Origin of the sequence: Streptomyces sp. NPDC089424 (genome assembly GCF_044749345.1) — a bacterium.
In the GTDB taxonomy this organism is placed as follows: domain Bacteria; phylum Actinomycetota; class Actinomycetes; order Streptomycetales; family Streptomycetaceae; genus Streptomyces.
In genome coordinates this window covers 709352-729571 of the sequence record NZ_JBIVHU010000003.1, presented here as the reverse complement: position 1 = coordinate 729571, position 20220 = coordinate 709352, and the positions used below count along the sequence as shown (strand labels likewise).

Sequence of the window (20220 nt, the reverse complement as noted above, 5' to 3'; positions counted from 1 at the left end):
CCCGGGAGGCCGGACGCGGGATCAGGCGGCCGTACGACGGCGGCGCCACAGGGCCACCGGCACGACGCCGGCGAGCGCCAGCGCGTTCGGGGCGCCGGTGAGCACCGCGGCGGCCGACGACTGCTCGTTCAGGCCGGGCTGGTCGAAGGTGTCCGGCACGGGGAGGGTGCCCCAGCGGTTGATCGGCCAGGCCTTCACGATGGCGCGTCCGACGACCTTGTCGACGGGGACCATGCCCTTGTTGGCGTCGCCCTGGTTGTAGCGCGAGTCCCGGGAGTTCTGCCGGTGGTCGCCCATGACCCACAGGAAGCCCTCGGGGACCTTCACCTTGAACTGACCGCCCTGGTCGTCCTGGCTGCACGGCGTGTTGCCGGGGTAGACGTACGGCTCGTCCAGCGCCTTGCCGTTGACCTTCAGCGGGCCCGTGCCGTTGCACTCGACGGTGTCGCCGCCGACGCCGATCACGCGCTTGATGAGGTCCTTCTCCTCGGCGGACGGCATCAGGCCGATCCAGCTGAGGAACGTCTGCAGGGCGTTCGGGTCCGCGGTGGGCTCACCCGCCAGCCAGTTGTCGGGGTCGTGGAAGACGACGACCTCGCCGCGCTCGGGCTCGGAGCCGAACCACGGGGTGAGCTTGTCGACCAGGACGCGATCGCCCTCCTGCAGGGTGTTCTGCATCGAGTCGGAGGGGATGGAGAAGGCCTGCACCAGGAATGTCTTGATCAGCAGCGCCAGCACCAGCGCGATACCGATCAGGATCGGCAACTCCTTCCAGAAGGAGCGCTGCTTCTTCGGCTGCTGGGGATCGGGGCCCTCCGGCCCGTGCTCCCCGGTCTGGCTCTGTTCTTCCGTCACCGTGCCGTCCTCGGCCCTTCGGCCATCATTCCCGGAGTTCACAGCGCGGGCCGCGGCCTGGTGGCCCGCTTGCACGGGGCGTCCGCGGTGCTCCTCGCCGTCGTGTCCGGACCGTGCGCCAACCGCCACATCCCCCACGCCATCTCCTCAGTCTGTGCCGCCGCCCGCGCCACCCAAGACGCAGGCCCACCACTCCCATAACGAGCGGGAGTTCCGCAGGGGTCGGGAGGTGGATCGTTCCGTTCGGATCGTCGGGGGCAACCCTATGCGACGCCTGGGGGGCCGCGGTCGACCCGGCTGCCGAGTCGGACACGGAAGCGTAGGTATTCGGTTCGTTCAGCGTGGTCCAGTGGCCCAGCGGCCAGGCGATCACGACGGCCCGGCCCACCACCTCGTCCTGCGAGACGGTGCCGCCGTAGTCGGTGTCCTGGTGCGAGCGGGAGTCCGCGGAGTTCGACCGGTGGTCGCCCATCACCCACAGGCGGCCCTGCGGCACCGTGATGTCGAACGGCGTCGCGGACGGCTCGTTGCCGGGGTAGAGGTAGTCCTCGTCCAGGGGGACGCCGTTGACCGTGACCCGCCCTTGCGCGTCGCAGCACTGCACCCGGTCGCCGCCGACGCCGACGACCCGCTTGATGAGGTCCTTCTCGTTCTCGGACGGCAGCAGGCCGATGAAGGTGAGCCCCTCCTTGACCTGCTTGACGACGACGGGGTCGTCCTTCTTCTGCGTCGGCTGCTCGTCCTGGAGCCAGCCGCCGGGGTCCTTGAACACCACGACGTCGCCGCGCTCCGGCTCGGTGCCGAACCACGGCGTGAGCTTGTCGACCAGGACCCGGTCGCCGATCTGGATCGTCTGCTCCATGGAGCCGGACGGGATCACGAACGCCTGGACGAGGAACGTCTTCAGCACGAGCGCTATCAGCACGGCCACGCCGACCAGGAGCGGTATCTCCTTGATGGCGGACCGGCGCCGGCGCCGCTTGACCTTCCGCTGGAGTTTGCGCCGCTCGGCGCGGGAGCGCCCGCTCCCGGCCGCGGCGAAGGTCCGCCGGGAGCCGGTGGGCAGCAGGTTCTCGGCGGCGCTGACGGGCGCGCCGCGCGGCTTGCCACGGTTACCCATGGGCACCGTCCGCCGCGGGCACGCGCGCGTAGACGCCGGTGCGGTCCAGCCGGGTGGCGTGGCCGGCCGGCCAGACGATCCAGTCCGCCCGGCCGATCACCCCGGCCACGGGGATCATGCCGCCGCCTGGTGAGCCGAGGTGGTCGCGGGAGTCGCTGGAGGCGCTGCGGTGGTCGCCGAGGACGAACAGGGTGCCGTCGGGCACCACGACGTCGAAGGCCACCGTGGAGGCGCCGTCGCCGGGGTACAGGAACGTCGACTCGTCGACCGACCGGCCGTTCACCTGGAGCCGTCCCTCCTTGTCGCAGCAGACCACGTGATCTCCACCCACACCGACGACGCGTTTGACGTAGTCGGCGTTCCCGAAGTAGCCGGTGCCGTCGAACACGACCACGTCACCGCGTCGCGGCTGAGCACCGAAACGGTACGCCAACTTGTTTACGAGAACGCGGTCGCCGATCCTCAATTCCCGCTCCATCGATCCACTGGGAATGCGGAACGGCTGCACCACGAAGGTGTTGAGCAGCAGCGCGAACACCAGGCAGACCAGCACGGACAGGGTGATCCGCCCGCCCGGAACCCACGCGGCGACCCGCGCCACCAACGCGGAACGCGACCGATCCTCCGGCCCCCCTGTGTCCGAGGTCTCCTCGGTTCGGGAAGGGCGGGAGGAGCGGTCGCGCTCCGTCTGCTGTGCTTCGGTGTCCATCGGGGCCAGATGCTATCCGGCCCCGCGCGGAACCCCGGGAGGCGCTCAGTTCTCGCGCTTCTCCTTGATCTTCGCCGCCTTGCCGCGCAGGTCGCGCAGGTAGTACAGCTTGGCGCGGCGGACGTCACCCTTGGTGACGAGCTCGATCTTCTCCACGATCGGGGTGTGCACCGGGAAGGTGCGCTCGACGCCGACGGAGAAGGAGACCTTGCGGACCGTGAAGGTCTCGCGCACGCCGGCACCCTGGCGGCGGATCACCACGCCCTTGAACTGCTGCACACGGGAGCGGTTGCCCTCGATGACGCGGACGTGCACGTTGACGGTGTCGCCCGGGCGGAAGGCCGGGATGTCGCTGCGCAGCGACGAGGCGTCGACGGTGTCGAGCAGGTGAGCCATTTCTTCTGCTTTCCTCGCTAATGCCACAGGTCATCAACGGAAACTAGGTTTCTGGTGAGAGTGCCGTGCGGGTCGGGGCGGGCGTCGTGTCCCCCTGTGGCAGGGGCGCACGCCGGACAGGCGCACAACAGCGGCCTATTCTTCCACGCCCTCGGTCCTGCGCCAAAATCGGCCGAACGGCTCACCGTCGGGGTCCGGCGCCCAGCCCAGGATGGAGAGCATCTCGCGGTCCTTCTTGTCGAAGGCCTTGGGGTCGCACCGCTCGATCAGGTCCGGCCGGTTGGCCGTCGTACGCCGCAGGGCCTCGTCGCGCCGCCAGCGGGCGATCCTGCCGTGGTGCCCGCTGAGCAGCACGTCCGGGATCCCCTGCCCGCGCCACTCGGGCGGCTTCGTGTACACGGGCCCTTCCAGGAGGCTCTCCATGGCGCCGGGCGCGAAGGAGTCGTCCCGGTGCGACTCGGCGTTGCCGAGGACGCCGGGCAGCAGCCGCGCCACGGCCTCCGTGACGACCAGCACGGCCGCCTCGCCGCCGGCGAGGACGTAGTCGCCGATGGACACCTCGTAGACCGGCATCCGGGCGGCGTACTCGTCGACGACCCGGCGGTCGATGCCCTCGTAGCGGGCCGGGGTGAAGATCAGCCAGGGGCGCTCGGAGAGCTCGACGGCGAGTTCCTGGGTGAAGGGTCGTCCGCTGGGCGTGGGCACGATCAGGGCCGGTCCGTGCGCGCCCGTCTCGTAGCCGTCGGCGAGGACGGAGTCGAGGGCGTCGCCCCAGGGCTCGGTCTTCATGACCATGCCGGGGCCGCCGCCGTAGGGGGTGTCGTCGACCGTGTGGTGCCGGTCGTAGGTCCAGGAGCGCAGGTCGTGCACGTGCACCTTGAGCTGTCCCCGCGCGCGTGCCTTGCCGACCAGGGAGACGTTCAGCGGGTCGAGGTACTCGGGGAAGATCGTGACGACGTCGAGCCGCATCAGGACTCGTCCCTGGACGAGGCGATGTCCGCGCGGTCGTCGATCAGGCCGGGCGGCGGGTCGATGACGGCCCGCTGCTCCTCCAGGTCGATCTCGGTGACGATCTCCGCGACGAACGGGATCATGACCTCGCTGCCGTCGGGGCGCTCCACGATGAACAGGTCCTGCGAGGGCAGGTGCGAGATCTCGGTGATCCGGCCGACCTCGGCCCCGTCCGTGGTGACGACGTCGAGGTCCATGAGCTGGTGGTCGTAGTACTCGTCCTCGCCCTCGGGCAGTTCCTCCGGGTCGATCTCGGCGATGAGGAGGGTGTTGCGCAGGGCCTCGGCGCCGCTGCGGTCGCGCACGCCCTCGAAGCGCAGCAGCAGGCGGCCACTGTGCACACGGCCCGTCTCGATCGTCAGCGGCCCGGTGGAGGCCGGGTCGGTGGCGAGTACGGCGCCGGGCGCGAGCCGGAGTTCGGGCTCGTCCGTACGTACCTCGACGGTGACCTCGCCCTTGATGCCGTGGGCACGGCCGATCCGTGCGACTACCAGCTGCACTGTGCTTGTTCTCCTGTCGTACGACTACGGGCCGGGGACGGCCCATTGGCCCTCCCCGGCCCGAGCCGGTGCTGCGCTGCCTTGTGTCAGCGGACGTGGTCCACGTCGACGAGGTCGACACGGACACCGCGGCCGCCGATGGCGCCCACGACGGTGCGCAGGGCGCGCGCGGTGCGGCCGTTGCGGCCGATCACCTTACCGAGGTCGTCGGGGTGCACCCGGACCTCCAGCACACGCCCGCGACGCAGGTTGCGCGAAGCGACCTGCACATCGTCCGGGTTGTCGACGATGCCCTTCACGAGGTGCTCGAGAGCCTCCTCGAGCATGCTCAGGCCTCGGTGGACTCAGCCGCGGACTCGGCCGGGGCCTCGTCCTTCTTGTCGGCCTTCTTCTTCTGGGTGATGGCCTCACCCTTGCCCTCGTCGTCACCGCCGAGAGCCTCGAAGGACGGACGCGCGGCCTTCGGCTCGGCGACGAGCAGCGGAGCCGGGGCGGGCTCGCCCTTGAACTTCTGCCAGTCGCCGGTCTTCTTCAGGATGGCGAGCACGGGCTCGGTCGGCTGGGCGCCGACACCGAGCCAGTACGCCACGCGCTCGGCGTCGACCTCCATCACCGACGGGTTGTACGTCGGGTGGTACTTGCCGATCTCCTCGATCGCACGGCCGTCACGGCGGGTGCGGGAGTCGGCGACGACGATGCGGTAGTGAGGCGAACGGATCTTGCCCAGACGCTTCAGCTTGATCTTGACTGCCACGGGAGTGGGTTCTCCTGGATTTGACGTGGTTGGGCACGGCGAGAATGCCGCGTGGGGTTGCGGTACCCGAGTGCCCGATGGACGCGTCAGCCGGAGGAGAGAGGGGTCCTGTGCGGCTGTCGAGTACAGCTGTCCATTGTGCCACAGCCCACGAGCCGCTCCCGACCACGGGGGCGCCCGGGCACACCGGAGCGGCACCCGGCGTCCCCGCGACGGACACCGGGCGCCTGACCCGCGGCACTACGGGTGCCGCACGGCTGCCACGAACAGCCGTGCGCTCACCTCGCGCCCGCGCCCACCACCTCGGGGATCCGGAACGGCTTGCCGCAGCCGCCGCACATGATCGGAGCCTGGGCCAGAACGGACGGGACGACCCGTACGTTGCGGCCGCAGTCGCACACCGCCTTGACCCGGACGCCGCCGCCGGAGGAACCGTGGCGGGCGGCCGGGCCGCGGAAGCTGCGGCTGGTGTCGGTGGTGGTGGCGGCGGTGTGCGCCTTCAGCGCGCGCTGCAGGCGCTCGATCGTCGGGCGGTACCGCCGCTTCGCCTCGGGGTTGAGCGTGACCAGCGAGAAGCCGCTGCTGGGATGCGGCTCCTCCGGGTGGTCCAGGCCCAACTCCTCGGCGATCGCGAGGAATCTGCGGTTGTGGTACCGGCCGGCGCGGGAGGTGTCGCGGATTCCGCGCGCGGCGGCGATGCCGTGGACTGCCTCGTGAAGCAGCCGCTCGAAGGAGAGTTCGTGTCCGCAGGCGGACGAGGACTCCCCGATCAGGGACTCGGGCGCGGCAAGGTCCGGCAGCTCGGGGTGGTACCGCTGAATGTCGGCCCACGCCTGTGCCAGCTCTGCGGCGAGAACAGGTGGTGTCGTGCTCACGTAATGACAACGAGCCTGAGTGCCGCTGTGTTCCTATTCCGGGGCATCCCAAATAATTTGCACGTACCCGTCAGTTGCCGCTGATGCGTCCTGACGAGGGCGGGTGCGCTGATCTGCGGAGAAGCCGCACAGCTGCCTACAAGGTGGTACGTAGCCTGACGTACGACCCGGCGCGTAGGGCGCGTCCGCACGGCGGAGTGGAGGGATCCACGGGTGCGCAAGAGGCGTTTCGGCCGCCTCACGCCCTCACCCGGCCGGTACGCGGTACGACCGTGACCCTACCGGGTCCTTCCCGGGGGTCCGCCGTCGCCCCGTCCTTCCCGGCCGGGCCGGTCAGCGGGAAGCGACCCGCGCTCTCGACCTTGGCCGGAACCGGACCATGGCCCCGCGCCGCGACCCACCGTCATCGCCCACGGCACGATCGCGCCACTCCTCGGGTCCCCCGGACGGAGCAATTCCGTCGTGAGGAGGGACAGCGGCGTTGCCGGAATGTGAATTCTCGCCACTCAGGGGGGCACCTCACAAGCGGGGCGCCGAGACCCCTGGACGCGGTCGCGGGCTCGGAGTTACCTGGCATACGGGGGAAGGCTGGGCGTACGCGACGGGGGGCGACGAAAACGGGTACAGCGGCAACTCGCTGCGGATTGGGGCGCTTTCGATGACACCTACGCTCGTGCGGCAGCACCTGCCACACGCGGGACCCGCACCCCGCGTGGACCTGTGTGCACGCGCGCGTGACTGGTCGGAGATCCAGGAGCGGATGCTGGTACCGCTCTACGAGGCCGTCTACGAGCGACTGGACGTGGGACCCGGCACCCGGCTGCTGGGGCTCGGCTGCGGTTCGGGACTCGCCCTGCTGATGGCGGCCGCCCGGGGCGCCGCCGTCACCGGTGTCGAGTCCTCCTCGCCCGAGCGGCTGGCCCTCGCGGGCGAGCGCCTGCTGCCAGGGGCGGCGGAGCCGGCTCGCCCGTCTGCGCGGGCCGCGCGGGCGCGGCTCGTCCAGGGCTCGCCGGGGGACGCCGGGCCCGAGGAGGCGGACGGGGCGCGGGCCGCGCCGTACACCGTCGTCACCTCGTTCGAGCCCATCGGCTGTCTCGCGGGGGACGCGGAGGGTCTCGCCGAGCTGCTCGCCGCGGCGACCCCGCTCGCCGGCCGGGGCGTGCCGGTGGTGCTGGCCGGGTGGGGGCCGCCGGAGCGCTGCGCCACGTCGTCGGTGCTGCGGGTGGCGACCAAGCTGGTGGATCCGCTGCGCGGCGGCGGCAGCTGGCGGCCGGCGCTCCGCGACGACCTGGAGGAGGTGGCCGAGCGGGCCGGGCTCAGGCCGGACGGCTCGGGCCGGGTGGCCTGCCCGTTCGGGTACGCCGACGTGGACAGCGCGGTGCGCGGTCTGCTGTCGACGGGGTTGTTCGACGCGGCGATCGCGGCGACCGACCAGGAGCAGGTCGACAAGGAGCTGGCCGAGGCGCTGCACCAGCACCGCCGCCCGGACGGCACGGTGTGGATGCCGAACGTGTTCCGCTACCTGATCGCCCGGACGCCCTGAGCGGCGGGCCGGTGGGCCCGCCCGTGAGGGGACCGGCGGGGACGAGCAGGGGCGGGCCACCCGGGACGCCGCGCCCCGGCTACCCCTCCCCGTTCGTCCTGGCCGACCGCGTGATCCCGGCGATCCGGTACGCGTCGGCCTCCTCCAGCGTCTCCCGCTCCAGCAGCGCCGCCGCCAGCGCGTCGAGCTGATCGCGGTGGTCGCGCAGCTTGCGGCAGGCCTCCTCGTAGCACTCGTCGACGACCCGCCGCATCTCGCCGTCGATCACGTCCAGCGTCTGCGGCGCCGCCGCCAGCCCGTACGCCTGCTGGGCGTCGCCCGGCAGGGCCGACAGCCGGCCCACCTGCCGGCTCATGCCCCAGCGGGCGACCATTCCGCGCGCGATGTTGGTGACCTGTTCCAGGTCGTTCTCCGAGCCGGTGGTGATGACCCCGTAGACGACGTGCTCCGCCGCCATCCCGCCGAGCGCGCCGATGATCCGGCCCCGCAGATAGTCCTCGGTGTACGCGTACTTGTCCGATTCCGGCGTCGAGAGCGTCACCCCCAACGCCCTCCCGCGCGGCACGATGGTGATCTTGCGGACGGGGTCGGCGCCCGGCTGGAGCATGCCCAGCAGCGCGTGTCCGCTCTCGTGGTACGCGGTGCGCCGACGTTCCTCCTCGGGCATCACCAGCGCGCGTTCGGCGCCCAGCTGGACCTTCTCCAGCGCTTCCGAGAGGTCGGACTGGTTCACCTCGTCCTGGCCCCTCTTGACGGCGAGCAGGGCGGCCTCGTTGGCCAGGTTGGACAGTTCGGCGCCGGTCATCCCCGGGGTCGTGCGGGCGACCCGGGCGAGGTCGACGTCCGGGGCGAGCGGGATCTCCCGGGTGTGGATCCGCAGGATGGCCTCGCGGCCGCCCCGGTCCGGCGGCGCGACCTGGACGATCCGGTCGAAGCGGCCGGGGCGGGTCAGGGCGGGGTCCAGGACGTCGGCCCGGTTGGTCGCGGCGATCACGATCACGCCCTCCGACCCGGAGAAGCCGTCCATCTCGGTCAGGATCTGGTTGAGGGTCTGCTCGCGCTCGTCGTGCCCGCCCACGGACGCGCCACCGCCGCGTGCCCGGCCGATGGTGTCGATCTCGTCGATGAAGATGATCGACGGCGCCACCTTGCGCGCCTCCGCGAACAGTTCCCGCACCCGGGACGCGCCCACGCCGACGATCATCTCGATGAACTCGGACGCGGACGCCGAGAAGAACGGCACCCCCGCCTCACCCGCGACCGCCCGCGCGAGCAGCGTCTTGCCGGTGCCGGGCGGGCCGGCGAGCAGCACACCGCGGGGCAGCTTGGCGCCCATCCGCCGGTAGGCGTCCGGGTTCCTCAGGAAGTCGACGACGTCGTTGAGCTCGCCCGCCACCTCGTCGATGCCGGCCACGTCCGCGAACGTCGTGCGCTTTCCCCCGGGCTCCAGCTCGACCGGCTTGGGCGGCGGCTTGCGCCCGAACATGCCGCCCGCCCCGCCGAGCCCCGCTCTCGCCCGCCGCGCGATGAAGACCCACAGCAGGACGAGGAGCAGGATCGGCGCGAGCGAGAGCAGCAGATTGGCCACGATGCCGCGCTGCTGGACCACCGGTTCCGCGGTCACCATGACGTTGTGCCGGGTCAGGTCCTCCCAGAGCGGGTCGTCCGCGAAGGCGGGCCGCTGGGTCTTGAACCGGGTGTAGGTGCCGTCGCCGCCGGGGTTGTCCTGGGCCTTCTTCAGCTCGCCCTGGATGGAATCACCCTTGGCGTAGATCTTGCTGACGTTGCCGGCGTCGACCTGCTTGCTGAACGCCGTGTAGGAGATCGTGGGCTCCTCCTCGTCGAGGAACGACAGCACGACGTTGGCGATCAGGAACACGACCAGCGCGGTGACGGCGAGGCCCCACCAGCCGCCGGGCATCTTCCGCCAGCCGGACGGCGACCTCGGCGAGTCCTCGGGGGTGCCCTCCGTGCGCCAGGGCTGGTCCGGCGACTTTCGCGACGGCGCGGCGTTGGTCATATCGGGACGTTACGACACACCGGGCCCGCAAGCATGTGCGGATGCGGCGCCGGGGGCATCCCTGGAAACGGCGCCGGGGCACCCCTGGGATAGGAGTGCCCCGGCGCCGTCACGGCAGGGGGTGCCGTCAGCCCATGAACTTCTTGAACTCGTCCGGCAGCTCGAAGTCCTGCGCGCCCTGCTGCGGGACCCCGAAGGCGTTGCCGCCCTGGGCGGCGGCGGCGCGGCGGGCCGCGGCGTCCTGCTCCTGCTGCTTGCGCTTCATCGGGTTGCCGGAGCGCTGCTTGCCCTTGGCCTTCTTCTGCTGCTTCTTCGCCCGGCCGGGACCGCCGCCCATGCCCGGGACCCCCGGCATGCCGGGCATGCCGCCGCCCTGCGCCATGCGGGACATCATCTTGCGGGCCTCGAAGAACCGCTCGACCAGGTTCTTCACGGCGCTGACCTCGACGCCGGAACCCCGGGCGATACGCGCGCGGCGCGAGCCGTTGATGATCACCGGGTCCTGGCGCTCGCCCGGGGTCATCGACTTGATGATCGCGGCGGTGCGGTCGACGTCCCGCTCGTCCAGGTTCTGGATCTGGTCCTTGATCTGACCCATGCCGGGCAGCATGCCGAGCAGCTTGGAGATGCTGCCCATCTTCCTGACCTGCTCCATCTGGGCCAGGAAGTCGTCCAGGGTGAAGTCCTGGCCCTTCTTGGACGCCAGCTTGGAGGCCATCTTCTCGGCCTCTTCCTGGCTGAACGTCTTCTCCGCCTGCTCGATCAGGGTGAGCAGGTCACCCATGTCGAGGATGCGGGAGGCCATCCGGTCAGGGTGGAAGGCGTCGAAGTCGTCGAGCTTCTCGCCGTTCGAGGCGAACATGATCGGCTTGCCGGTGATCTGGCGGATCGACAGGGCCGCGCCACCGCGGGCGTCACCGTCGAGCTTGGAGAGCACCACGCCGTCGAAGCCGACGCCGTCACGGAAGGCCTCGGCGGTGTTGACCGCGTCCTGACCGATCATGGCGTCGACGACGAAGAGGATCTCGTCCGGGGAGACGGCGTCGCGGATGTCCGCGGCCTGCCGCATCATCTCCTGGTCGATGCCGAGGCGGCCGGCGGTGTCCACGATCACGATGTCGTGGACCTTGGACTTCGCGAAGTCGATGGAGTCCTTGGCGACCTTGACCGGGTCACCGACGCCGTTGCCCGGCTCCGGCGCGTAGACGGCGACGCCCGCGCGGTCGGCGACCACGCTCAGCTGGTTCACGGCGTTCGGGCGCTGGAGGTCGGCGGCGACCAGCAGCGGCGAGTGGCCCTGCTCCTTCAGCCACCGGCCGAGCTTGCCCGCGAGGGTGGTCTTACCGGCACCCTGCAGACCCGCCAGCATGATCACGGTGGGCGGCTGCTTGGCGAAGCGCAGCCGCCGGGTCTCGCCGCCGAGGATCGTGACGAGCTCGTCGTTGACGATCTTCAGGACCTGCTGGGCGGGGTTCAGCGCCTTGGAGACGTCGGAGCCGAGCGCACGCTCCTTGACGTTCTTGATGAAGCTCCGGACGACCGGCAGCGCCACGTCCGCCTCGAGGAGCGCGATCCGGATCTCGCGAGCCGTGGCGTCGATGTCCGCTTCACTGAGTCGCCCCTTGCCCCGCAGGGACTTGAAGGTGGCTGAGAGGCGGTCGGAAAGGGTATCGAACACGGCGGCGTCGGTCCTCGGCAGTAGGCGACAGTGTGGGTCGCCCTCCAGGGTATCTGCCCCGCCAAGGGAATCGTCCTCGTCCCGCAGATGAAGGAGCGCCCCGGCCGCCCGGCGGTCACCCCCTGAGCATCTCCTCCAGCTTCCGTGCCACCGCCACCGCCTCCTCACCCGGCAGGGGCGCTCCCCGCGGGTCTGTGACGTAGAACGCGTCCACCGCGTTCGCGCCCAGCGTCGAGACATGGGCGCTGCGCACCCGCACCCCGGCGTCCTCCAGGGCACGCCCGATGCGGAAGAGCAGCCCCGGGGCGTCCTGGGCGCGCACCTCGATCACCGTGGCGAGACGGGAGGCCGCCGAAGCGACCGTCACGCGGGGCGGGGGCGCGACGACACCCCGGCGGCGCGGGTAGGCGGCGTCGCGTTCGGCCAGCCGGCCGGCGATGTCGAGCGAGCCGTCCAGGGCCCGGACCAGGTCCGCGCGCAGCCGGGCGGCCTGCGGCAGGGAGCCGTACTCGGCGGCGACCCGCCAGTCCAGCAGCAGCACCGAGCCGTCGACACCGGCGGGCAGCTCCAGGGCCCGCAGCTCGGCCGCGCGCACGGTCAGACGGTGCATGGCCAGCACGCCGGACACGGCGGGCAGCACACCGGGCTGGTCCGGTACGGCGATCAGGAGCTCCACGCCGAGCGGCTCGGGCTCGCCGGACGGCTCCTCGGTGGGCACCTCGGTCTGGGCCCGCAGCGACAGCACCGGGCCGCCCGTCGCGATCGCCTCCAGGGCGAGCCGTTCCTGCTCGGCGGTGGGCGCGGCGGCCTCCGGGTCGGCCGGGGCGTCCCCCGCGAGCACCGCCGAGACCCGTTTCACCAGGTCGGCGACGAGGGAACCGCGCCATGACGACCAGGCGGCCGGCCCGGTGGCCAGGGCGTCGGCCTCGGTGAGCGCGTGCAGCAGCTCCAGCGTGCCGTGCGAGCCGACCGCCTCGGCGACCGCGCGCACGGTGGCGGGGTCCTCCAGGTCACGCCGGGTCGCGGTCTCGACGAGCAGCAGGTGATGGCGTACGAGGGTGGCGAGGACGGACACGTCCGCGCGGTCGAAGCCGATCCGGCCCGCCACGTCCCGCGCGATGACCTCGCCCGCCACCGAGTGGTCGCCCGGCCAGCCCTTGCCGATGTCGTGCAGCAGCGCGGCGACCAGCAGCAGGTCGGGCCGGCTGACCCGGCGGGTGAACTCGGAGGCGCGGACGGCGGTCTCGATGAGATGCCGGTCGACGGTCCAGATGTGCACGGCGTTGCGCTGCGGCCGGCAGCGCACCCGCTCCCAGTCGGGGAGGAGGCGGGTGATCAGGCCCTCCGCCTCCAGGGCCTCCCAGACCTCGACGGTCGGGCGACCGGAACCTAGCAGGGTGACCAGTAGTTCGCGGGCCTCGGCCGGCCAGGGCGTCGGCAGCGGGCGCGCACCGGCCGCCATGCGCCGCACGGCGTGCAGGGAGAGCGGCAGCCCGGCCTGGGCGGCGGCGGCCGCGGCGCGCAGCGGGAGCACGGGATCGCGGTCGGGACGTGCGGCGCGGGCGAGCACCACCTCGCCCTCCTGCTCGACGACGCCCTCCGCCAGCGGGGACCGCTCGGCGACCTGCTTGCCCCCGCCCAGCATGGACCGCAGCCGGGGCCGCACGGCCCGCGACCGCAGCACCCGCCCCACCTCACGCCAGGTGACGTCGCCGGCGTACGAGATGAGCCGCGCCGCCTCGTACACCTGCCGCAGCAGGGTGTCGGCGTCGAGCAGGCCCAGGCCGGCGGCGACCTCGTCCTGTTCCTGAAGGGCGAGCCGGTCGGTGGCCCGTCCGGTGGCGAGGTGCAGGGCGTCCCGGACGTCGAGCAGCCGGCGCCGGGCCTCGTCGAGGCCTTCGCGGGGGGCGTCGGCCAGCCAGGAGGCGGCGACCGCGCGCAGGGCGGTGGCGTCCCGCAGACCGCCGCGGGCCTCCTTGAGGTCCGGCTCCAGCAGGTACTGCAGTTCGCCCTGTCGCTCCGCGCGTTCCGCGCAGAGTTCCTGGAGTTCCGGGAGGCGTTTGGGTGCCTGGTTGCGCCAGTCGGCGAGGACCGCCGTGCGCAGGCCCGCGGTCAGGCCGAGGTCGCCCGCGAGGTGGCGGGCGTCCAGCAGGCCGAGCTGGACCTTCAGGTCCTCCCCTGCCGTCCTGCGGGCCTCGGCCGGGGTGCGCACGGAGTGGTCGAGGGCCAGGCCCAGGTCCCAGACCGGGTACCAGATGCGGTCGGCGAGGGCGGCGATCGCCGCGGGGTCGCCGTTGTCGTGCAGCAGGAGGAGGTCCAGGTCACTGCGTGGGGAGAGCTCGCCGCGGCCGTACCCGCCGACCGCGACGAGCGAGACCCCGCGAAGCCCCTCGGCGCCCGCCCCGAACAGGCCCGCGAGCCAGTCGTCGGTCAGCCCGGCCAGGGCGGCACGGCGCGGCGGCCCGGACCGCGCCCCCTCGGTGAGGAGGCGCAGCCGGGCCGCCGCGTAGCCGCTGGGTCCCGAGTCCTCTGCTTCCGTCCGTACGCCCGTGCTCGTCACCCGGCGACTCCTGTTCTCTGCGTGTCAGAGCGCGTCCGGTCCGCGCTCGCCCGTGCGGACCCGGACAGCGGTCTCGACCGGAAGGGACCAGACCTTGCCGTCACCGATCTTGCCGGTGCGGGCCGCCTTCACGATCACCTCGATCAGTTGCTCGGCGTCGTCGTCCTCGGCCAGCACCTCGATACGGATCTTGGGGACCAGGTCGACGGTGTACTCGGCACCGCGGTAGACCTCGGTGTGCCCCCGCTGGCGACCGTAGCCGCTGGCCTCGGTGACCGTGAGTCCGTGTACTCCGAACGCCTGGAGGGCTTCCTTGATCTCGTCGAGCCGGTGGGGCTTGACGACGGCGGTGATGAGCTTCATGCGTCCACCTTCTTGTTCGCGGCTGCGCCGGGCGTGACCGGCACCGTGCTGGTGCGGGAGGCACCGCCGCCGGCGCCGCTGAAGTCGTATGCGGTCTCGGCGTGCTCGGCCTGGTCGATGCCGGTCACCTCGTCGTCCTCCGGTACCCGCATGCCGATCGTCCTGTCGATCAGGAAGGCGAGGATCGCGGAGACGATCAGCGAGTAGGCGAGGACGGCGAAGACACCGGCGCACTGCTTCCAGAACTGGTCCAGGCCGCCACCGTAGAACAGGCCCTCGACCTCGGACTGGCCCTTGCCGCTGGCGAAGAAGCCGATCAGCAGGGAACCGAGCACACCGCCGACGAGGTGGACGCCGACGACGTCCAGGGAGTCGTCGTAGCCGAACCTGTACTTCAGGCCGACCGCCATGGCGCAGAGCAGACCGGCGATGGCGCCCACGGCGATCGCGCCGAGCGGGTCGACCGCGCCGCCGGCCGGGGTGATGGCGACCAGACCGGCGACCGCGCCGGAGGCGGCGCCCAGCGTGGTGAACGCGCCGTGGCGGAGCTTCTCGTAGATCAGCCAGGCCAGCATGGCGGCGGCGGTGGCGATCTGGGTGTTGACGAACATCAGCGCGCCGACGCCGTCGTCGTTGCCGAGCCAGGAGCCGGCGTTGAAGCCGAACCAGCCGAACCACAGCAGGCCGGCGCCGAGCATCACCAGGGGCAGGCTGTGCGGACGCATCGGATCCCGCTTGAAGCCGATGCGCTTGCCGATCACCAGGATCACGCCGAGGGCCGCGGCACCGGCGTTGATGTGCACCGCCGTACCACCGGCGAAGTCGATCACGCCCAGCTCGAAGGCCCAGCCGCCCGTGCCCCAGACCCAGTGGGCGACCGGGAAGTACACGATCGTGGCCCACAGGGTGATGAACAGCGCCCAGGCCGTGAACTTCACGCGGTCTGCGAGGGCGCCGCTGATCAGGGCGGGTGTGATGATCGCGAACATCAGCTGGAAGACGGCGAAGACGAAGACCGGGATGGTGTAGCCGTCCCACAGGTCGCCGATGCCGATCCCCGTGAAGCCGACGTAGTCGGAGTTCCAGCCGATGAGGCTGCCGGAATCCGTACCGAACGCCATGGAGAAGCCGTACAGCACCCACAGAATGGTGACGATTCCCAGGCTGATGAAACTCATCATCAGCATGTTCAGGGTGCTTTTGACGCGGACCATGCCTCCGTAGAAGAAGGCCAGGCCCGGGGTCATGAGCATCACCAGGGCGGAACAGATGAGCATGAAGCCTGTGTTCGCGGACGACAGCGTGGGTGCGTCCGCCGCAAGCGTGATGGCTGGAGCCATCGGCGTCTCCTCGTCGTTGGATACGGCCCCGTGCGGGCGAAGCCTTGAGCGGGATGAGGGGTGGGCCGGTTATGCGCCACGACATTGACGCAGCGCGGTTTCGGTGGAGGCCCCTCGTTGTTTCGCCGGGGTGACGAAGGCGCCGTGCGTGTTACGCGTCCATGAACTGCCTGCTACGGGGCCGCGGGATCGTTATCGTGGCGCAACCTTCCCCCGCCGCTTTTCCGGGGGAAAAGGACCGGCCGCGGGCGGCCTTCCGATGACCTGGCATGGGGGAGCCGAGTCGGGCAGTTCGGGAGGGCCGGCCGCGGCCGGGGTCAGGGGTTTCGCCGCTGTGCTCAGACCGCTTCGGCGGTCTCCGGCAGCTCCATCGCGAGCTTCTCGGTGAGGTCCACGACCTCGGCGACGTCACCGAAGTCACGGGCCGCGGTGTCGACGGTCTTTCGGATACGAGTGTTGACGCGCTCGGAACGGACCGGCTTGGCGACGGTCATGGCCTGATCGGCGAAGACCGCGCTCTGCTCGGGCTCCCGCTGGAGCAGGTGCACGCTGGCCATGCCGATCAGGTTCAGCGCGTACGACCGCTGGTGCTCGGTGTCCTGCGCGAACAGCTCCACGGCCTTGCGCATCAGGGGTTCGGCCAGGGAGGCGTAGGCGGGGCTGCGGCCCGCGACGTAGGCGAGGTCGCGGAAGGAGTGGCTGTTCTCGGCGAACAGCTCGGCCTCGGAGAAGAAGCGGATCCAGTCGGGGTCCGGCTCGTCCCAGTCGTCGGCCTCGGCGAAGGTGTCCTCGGCCATCCGCACGGCCCGCTTGCACTTGCCGGGCTGACCCATGTTGGCGTACGCGCGGGCCTCCATCGCATACAGCATCGCCTGGGTGCGCGGGCTCGCGCAGTCCCTGCTGCCGTACTGCGCGAGGTGGATCAGCTCCAGCGCGTCCTCGGGGCGCCCGAGGTGGATCATCTGGCGGCTCATGCTGGACAGCACGTACGAGCCGAGGGGGCGGTCGCCGGCCTCCTTGGCGGCGTGCAGCGCCAGCACGAAGTACTTCTGCGCGGTGGGCTGGAGCCCCACGTCGTACGACATCCAGCCGGCCAGCTCCGCCAGCTCGGCGGCGAACTTGAACAGCTTGCGGGTGGTGGACTCGGGCTGGGGCTCCTGGAGCAGGTCGGTCACCTCGTGCAGCTGGCCGACGACCGCCTTGCGGCGCAGGCCGCCGCCGCACTGGGCGTCCCACTGCCGGAACATCACCGTGGTGGACTCCAGCAGGTCCAGCTCCGGCTTGGACAGCCGGCCCCGCGCGCGGGTGGACGGCACCGAGGAGGGCTCCGGCCGCGGGGAGGGCGGCGAGGGGACCAGCCAGCGCTGCATGGGCTCGATCAGGGCCGGTCCTGCGGACAGCGCCAGCGAGGTGCCGAGGAAGCCGCGGCGGGCCAGCATCAGGTCGCTGCGCGAGAACTCGCCGAGCAGGGCGACCGTCTGAGGGCCCGTCCAGGGCAGGTCTACGCCGTGGGAGGAGGGTGACTGGCGGGCGGCGCGCAGACCGAGGTCCTCGATGGAGACGACGCAGCCGAACCGCTCCGAGAACAGCTCCGACAGGATGCGCGGGATCGGCTCGCGGGGGTTCTCACCGTCCAGCCAGCGGCGCACGCGCGAGGTGTCGGTGGAGATGTGGTTGGCGCCCAACTGGCGTGCCCTGCGGTTCACTTGCCGCGCCAGCTCGCCCTTCGACCAGCCGCTGCGCACGAACCACGAGCCCAACAGCTCATTCGGGCGCTTCTCAGCGTTCGTCCCGCTTCCGCCGCTGCCGCCCACTGGAACGCCCCCATCCCTCGGATCGCCTGCCACCGACTGCGCCAAGCCCTATCAGAATGCCCGTCAGTACGGTTGCCCGTCCGGAAGTTCTCAGTCTTCGAACGAGGAACCTGCTTGCCTCCGGCATACCCACCGGTGCATGTGCCCCTGCTGCCGTGCACACACGGTAATCCTACGATCACCCGCCCGGCCACGGCGATCCCGGAAACGCCACCATTCGCCACCCCTTCGAATGAACTCGCCGTCGCCTGCGCACGATTCACTTGACATAGGCCGGACGGAAGTGGGCGGACGGGTGCGCTCAGGGGCGCACAGTCCTGCGTACACCACCCGGGATGCTTCCGGAAGCCGTCTGGACCGCGCGGCAGCGGGAAATCGGAAACGGAGAGTCACGTTCTGATTCCGTCTCGTAACCACCGATGTGTCGGACCCGTTGGAGGGGGCATGGGCTTCACGATCGGCAGCAGTCGGGGGATCCGCGACATCAGGTCCGGCTCGCGTCGCCGGGGCCGCGCCTCGGAGTGCACCGCCGTGGCGGAGTACACCGGCCTGTGGGGCTGGGACGTCGTCCCCGGCGCACGGGCCGCCGCGAGCGCCTGCTCCTGCGGGCGCTCCGACTGCCGCGCGCCGGGCGCACATCCACTGGACTTCGCGCCGGAGGTGCCGGCCGGGGCGACCCTGGACGAGGTGACCACCGCGTGGGACCAGTTCCCGGGCGCCGCGGTGATGCTGCCGGTCGGGCGGGCGTTCGACGTCATCGAGGTGGCCGAACCCGCGGGGCGGCGCGCGCTGGTCCGGCTGGAACGCATGGGCCTGCCCCTCGGCCCCGTCGCCGCCACCCCCGACGGCCGCGCCCACTTCCTCGTCGCGCCGGGCGCCGCGCCCGAGCTGCCCGCGTTGCTGTACCGCATGGGCTGGGACGACCCCCGTCTCGACCTGCGCGGGCTCGGCCGGGGTACGTACATCACGGCCCCGCCCTCCGACCGCGGCGGCCTCGGTCCGGTGCGCTGGCTGCGCCCCCCGGACCTGGACTCGGCTCGCAAGCCCCCGGCGGCCCGGCTCCTGCTGGGCACACTGGCCTACGTGGCCCACCGCTCACGGGCGTAGCCACACCCGGCTGGGGGCAGGCGTCCGGCACCGCGCGGCCAACGTGCCCGCGCGCCGACACCGGTCTGCCGGACAGACGGCTGATGCCCTGGCATGCGCACACCTCGGTCGCCGCCGGACGTCACCCCAGGACGGGCACCGCACCACGGCGGACGCCCTGGCGACCATGCCGCCCAGCCACACCGCCGACCCGAGCCCGCCGCCATGAGACAACCACCCGCCGGCACGCGCCACCACGGCGACCTGGCCGCAGCGCCGGGGTACCGCCTCTTCGGTCAGGCCCTGGCAGGACGAAGCGCCCGCCACCTGTGACTCGGGGCGGGCGCTTCCTCGTGTGGGATGTCGGTGGGCACTCACTCCCCGATAAGCGCATCCACGAACGCTTCCGGCTCGAACGGCGCCAGATCGTCCGCGCCCTCGCCGAGCCCGATCAGCTTGACCGGGACGCCGAGTTCACGCTGCACGGCGACGACGATGCCGCCCTTGGCGGTGCCGTCCAGCTTGGTGAGGACGATGCCCGTGATGTCGACGACCTCGGCGAAGACGCGCGCCTGGACGAGGCCGTTCTGGCCGGTGGTGGCGTCGAGGACGAGGAGGATCTCGTCCAGCGGAGCGTGCTTCTCGACGACCCGCTTGACCTTGCCGAGCTCGTCCATGAGGCCGGTCTTGGTGTGCAGCCGTCCGGCGGTGTCGATGAGCACCACGTCGGCGCCCATCTCCTTGCCCTCCTTGACGGCGTCGAACGCGACGGACGCGGGGTCGCCGCCCTCCGGTCCCCGCACGGTGTAGGCGCCGACCCGCTCGCCCCAGGTCTGGAGCTGGTCCGCGGCGGCGGCCCGGAAGGTGTCGGCGGCACCCAGGACGACACTGCGGCCGTCGGCCACCAGGACGCGGGCGAGCTTGCCGGTGGTGGTGGTCTTGCCGGTGCCGTTGACGCCCACGACCATCACGATGCCGGGCTTGCTGGCCTCGGGCTCGGTCTTCACGACCCGGTCGAGGTCGGTGCCGACCAGGGTGAGCAGTTCCTCGCGCAGCAGGCCGCGCAGCTCCACGGGGGTGCGGGTGCCGAGCACCTTCACCCGCTCGCGCAGCCGGTCGACCAGCTCCTGGGTGGGCTGCACACCGACGTCCGCGGTGAGCAGGGTGTCCTCGATCTCCTCCCAGGTCTCCTCGTCGAGGTGCTCGCGCGACAGCAGCGTGAGCAGCCCCTTGCCGAGGGCGTTCTGGGAGCGGGACAGACGGGCGCGGAGACGGACGAGCCGCCCCGCGGTGGGCTCCGGGACCTCGATCTCGGTCGGCGGGAGCTCGACGACGGGCGGTTCCTCGACGGCGACCGGGGCCGAGCCGTCGGGCAGGTCCACCTCCTCTATCGTGCGGCGCGGTTCCTCCCGCGGCGTCTCGGCCTCGTCGCCGACATGCGGCTCGGCCGGAGGTGCGGTGATGTCGGGCGTCGTGGGCGGCGGCGGGGGCAGCGACTTCTTCCGCCGGCTGCCGATGACGAGCCCGCCGATCGCGCCGATCACGACCACGGCGATGACTACAGCAAGGATGACGATTTCCATAACCCGTCCAGTA

At 71.6% G+C, this 20220-nt stretch carries 18 protein-coding genes; 2 read left to right on the top strand and 16 right to left on the bottom strand.

Annotated elements, in window-relative coordinates; genetic code table 11:
* Positions 1 to 21: 21 nt before the first annotated feature.
* The 9 genes from lepB (ACIP2X_RS18280) to ACIP2X_RS18240 all read right to left on the bottom strand — a co-directional run bounded on the left by lepB (ACIP2X_RS18280) (position 22) and on the right by ACIP2X_RS18240 (position 6220).
* A complete protein-coding gene (lepB, locus tag ACIP2X_RS18280) occupies positions 22 to 993 on the bottom strand; it encodes a signal peptidase I (RefSeq protein WP_401673848.1) in 972 nt (323 codons plus the stop codon).
* On the bottom strand, positions 881 to 1975 hold the full coding sequence (lepB, locus tag ACIP2X_RS18275; RefSeq protein WP_401673845.1) for a signal peptidase I: 1095 nt from the start codon (positions 1973 to 1975) through the stop codon (positions 881 to 883). The genes lepB (ACIP2X_RS18280) and lepB (ACIP2X_RS18275) overlap by 113 nt, the downstream gene beginning before the upstream one ends.
* Positions 1968 to 2684, bottom strand: coding sequence for a signal peptidase I (gene lepB / locus ACIP2X_RS18270; protein WP_401673842.1), 717 nt, complete (start codon positions 2682 to 2684; stop codon positions 1968 to 1970). The genes lepB (ACIP2X_RS18275) and lepB (ACIP2X_RS18270) overlap by 8 nt, the downstream gene beginning before the upstream one ends.
* Before the next feature lie 45 nt (positions 2685 to 2729).
* The gene (gene rplS, locus ACIP2X_RS18265) at positions 2730 to 3080 is read right to left on the bottom strand and encodes a 50S ribosomal protein L19 (protein ID WP_401673840.1); all 351 of its coding nucleotides are present in this window, start codon (positions 3078 to 3080) and stop codon (positions 2730 to 2732) included.
* A gap of 135 nt (positions 3081 to 3215) precedes the next feature.
* Complete coding sequence (gene trmD, locus ACIP2X_RS18260) at positions 3216 to 4049, bottom strand: tRNA (guanosine(37)-N1)-methyltransferase TrmD (RefSeq protein ID WP_401673837.1); 834 nt, start codon at positions 4047 to 4049, stop codon at positions 3216 to 3218.
* Positions 4049 to 4591 (bottom strand): ribosome maturation factor RimM, encoded by a 543-nt coding sequence (gene rimM, locus ACIP2X_RS18255; RefSeq protein ID WP_401673835.1) that lies wholly within the window; start codon positions 4589 to 4591, stop codon positions 4049 to 4051. Before rimM ends, trmD begins: the two co-directional genes overlap by 1 nt.
* Before the next feature lie 86 nt (positions 4592 to 4677).
* Positions 4678 to 4917 (bottom strand): RNA-binding protein, encoded by a 240-nt coding sequence (locus tag ACIP2X_RS18250; RefSeq protein WP_003973401.1) that lies wholly within the window; start codon positions 4915 to 4917, stop codon positions 4678 to 4680.
* A 2-nt stretch (positions 4918 to 4919) separates the two neighbouring features.
* Entirely contained in the window at positions 4920 to 5345 is a 426-nt protein-coding gene (gene rpsP / locus ACIP2X_RS18245; RefSeq protein ID WP_401673832.1) for a 30S ribosomal protein S16, read from the bottom strand.
* Between the two features lie 278 nt (positions 5346 to 5623).
* Positions 5624 to 6220: a hypothetical protein gene (locus ACIP2X_RS18240; RefSeq protein WP_365458061.1), complete on the bottom strand. Its 597-nt coding sequence runs from the start codon at positions 6218 to 6220 to the stop codon at positions 5624 to 5626.
* Between the two features lie 658 nt (positions 6221 to 6878).
* Between ACIP2X_RS18240 and ACIP2X_RS18235 the strand changes: the two genes are divergently transcribed.
* Positions 6879 to 7763, top strand: coding sequence for an SAM-dependent methyltransferase (locus tag ACIP2X_RS18235; RefSeq protein ID WP_401673829.1), 885 nt, complete (start codon positions 6879 to 6881; stop codon positions 7761 to 7763).
* Between the two features lie 79 nt (positions 7764 to 7842).
* On the opposite strand, the gene ftsH is transcribed toward ACIP2X_RS18235, so the two are convergent.
* The 6 genes from ftsH to ACIP2X_RS18205 all read right to left on the bottom strand — a co-directional run bounded on the left by ftsH (position 7843) and on the right by ACIP2X_RS18205 (position 17538).
* Entirely contained in the window at positions 7843 to 9783 is a 1941-nt protein-coding gene (ftsH, locus tag ACIP2X_RS18230; protein ID WP_401673826.1) for an ATP-dependent zinc metalloprotease FtsH, read from the bottom strand.
* 127 nt (positions 9784 to 9910) lie between these two features.
* Positions 9911 to 11461 (bottom strand): signal recognition particle protein, encoded by a 1551-nt coding sequence (gene ffh, locus ACIP2X_RS18225; protein ID WP_401673823.1) that lies wholly within the window; start codon positions 11459 to 11461, stop codon positions 9911 to 9913.
* A gap of 115 nt (positions 11462 to 11576) precedes the next feature.
* Positions 11577 to 14021 (bottom strand): [protein-PII] uridylyltransferase, encoded by a 2445-nt coding sequence (locus ACIP2X_RS18220; protein WP_401673821.1) that lies wholly within the window; start codon positions 14019 to 14021, stop codon positions 11577 to 11579.
* Between the two features lie 24 nt (positions 14022 to 14045).
* Positions 14046 to 14384, bottom strand: a complete 339-nt coding sequence (locus tag ACIP2X_RS18215) for a P-II family nitrogen regulator (RefSeq protein ID WP_030990174.1) — start codon at positions 14382 to 14384, stop codon at positions 14046 to 14048.
* Positions 14381 to 15724 (bottom strand): ammonium transporter, encoded by a 1344-nt coding sequence (locus tag ACIP2X_RS18210; protein ID WP_401673818.1) that lies wholly within the window; start codon positions 15722 to 15724, stop codon positions 14381 to 14383. The genes ACIP2X_RS18215 and ACIP2X_RS18210 overlap by 4 nt, the downstream gene beginning before the upstream one ends.
* A gap of 338 nt (positions 15725 to 16062) precedes the next feature.
* Positions 16063 to 17538 carry a hypothetical protein gene (locus ACIP2X_RS18205; protein WP_401673816.1) on the bottom strand — a complete coding sequence of 492 codons (1476 nt, stop codon included), beginning with the start codon at positions 17536 to 17538 and terminating at the stop codon, positions 16063 to 16065.
* 444 nt (positions 17539 to 17982) lie between these two features.
* Between ACIP2X_RS18205 and ACIP2X_RS18200 the strand changes: the two genes are divergently transcribed.
* Positions 17983 to 18645 (top strand): bifunctional DNA primase/polymerase, encoded by a 663-nt coding sequence (locus tag ACIP2X_RS18200; protein WP_401673813.1) that lies wholly within the window; start codon positions 17983 to 17985, stop codon positions 18643 to 18645.
* 353 nt (positions 18646 to 18998) lie between these two features.
* Here the strand turns inward: ACIP2X_RS18200 and ftsY are convergent, their stop codons facing one another.
* Positions 18999 to 20207, bottom strand: coding sequence for a signal recognition particle-docking protein FtsY (gene ftsY / locus ACIP2X_RS18195; RefSeq protein ID WP_401673810.1), 1209 nt, complete (start codon positions 20205 to 20207; stop codon positions 18999 to 19001).
* Positions 20208 to 20220: the final 13 nt, after the last annotated feature.

Coding starts and splice junctions, on each gene's coding strand:
- lepB (WP_401673845.1), bottom strand. CDS start 1,975: ATGGGTAACCGTGGCAAGCCGCGCGGCGCGCCCGTCAGCGCCGCCGAG.
- lepB (WP_401673842.1), bottom strand. CDS start 2,684: ATGGACACCGAAGCACAGCAGACGGAGCGCGACCGCTCCTCCCGCCCT.
- rplS (WP_401673840.1), bottom strand. CDS start 3,080: ATGGCTCACCTGCTCGACACCGTCGACGCCTCGTCGCTGCGCAGCGAC.
- trmD (WP_401673837.1), bottom strand. CDS start 4,049: ATGCGGCTCGACGTCGTCACGATCTTCCCCGAGTACCTCGACCCGCTG.
- ACIP2X_RS18250 (WP_003973401.1), bottom strand. CDS start 4,917: ATGCTCGAGGAGGCTCTCGAGCACCTCGTGAAGGGCATCGTCGACAAC.
- ACIP2X_RS18235 (WP_401673829.1), top strand. CDS start 6,879: ATGACACCTACGCTCGTGCGGCAGCACCTGCCACACGCGGGACCCGCA.
- ftsH (WP_401673826.1), bottom strand. CDS start 9,783: ATGACCAACGCCGCGCCGTCGCGAAAGTCGCCGGACCAGCCCTGGCGC.
- ACIP2X_RS18215 (WP_030990174.1), bottom strand. CDS start 14,384: ATGAAGCTCATCACCGCCGTCGTCAAGCCCCACCGGCTCGACGAGATC.
- ACIP2X_RS18210 (WP_401673818.1), bottom strand. CDS start 15,724: ATGGCTCCAGCCATCACGCTTGCGGCGGACGCACCCACGCTGTCGTCC.
- ACIP2X_RS18200 (WP_401673813.1), top strand. CDS start 17,983: ATGGGCTTCACGATCGGCAGCAGTCGGGGGATCCGCGACATCAGGTCC.
- ftsY (WP_401673810.1), bottom strand. CDS start 20,207: ATGGAAATCGTCATCCTTGCTGTAGTCATCGCCGTGGTCGTGATCGGC.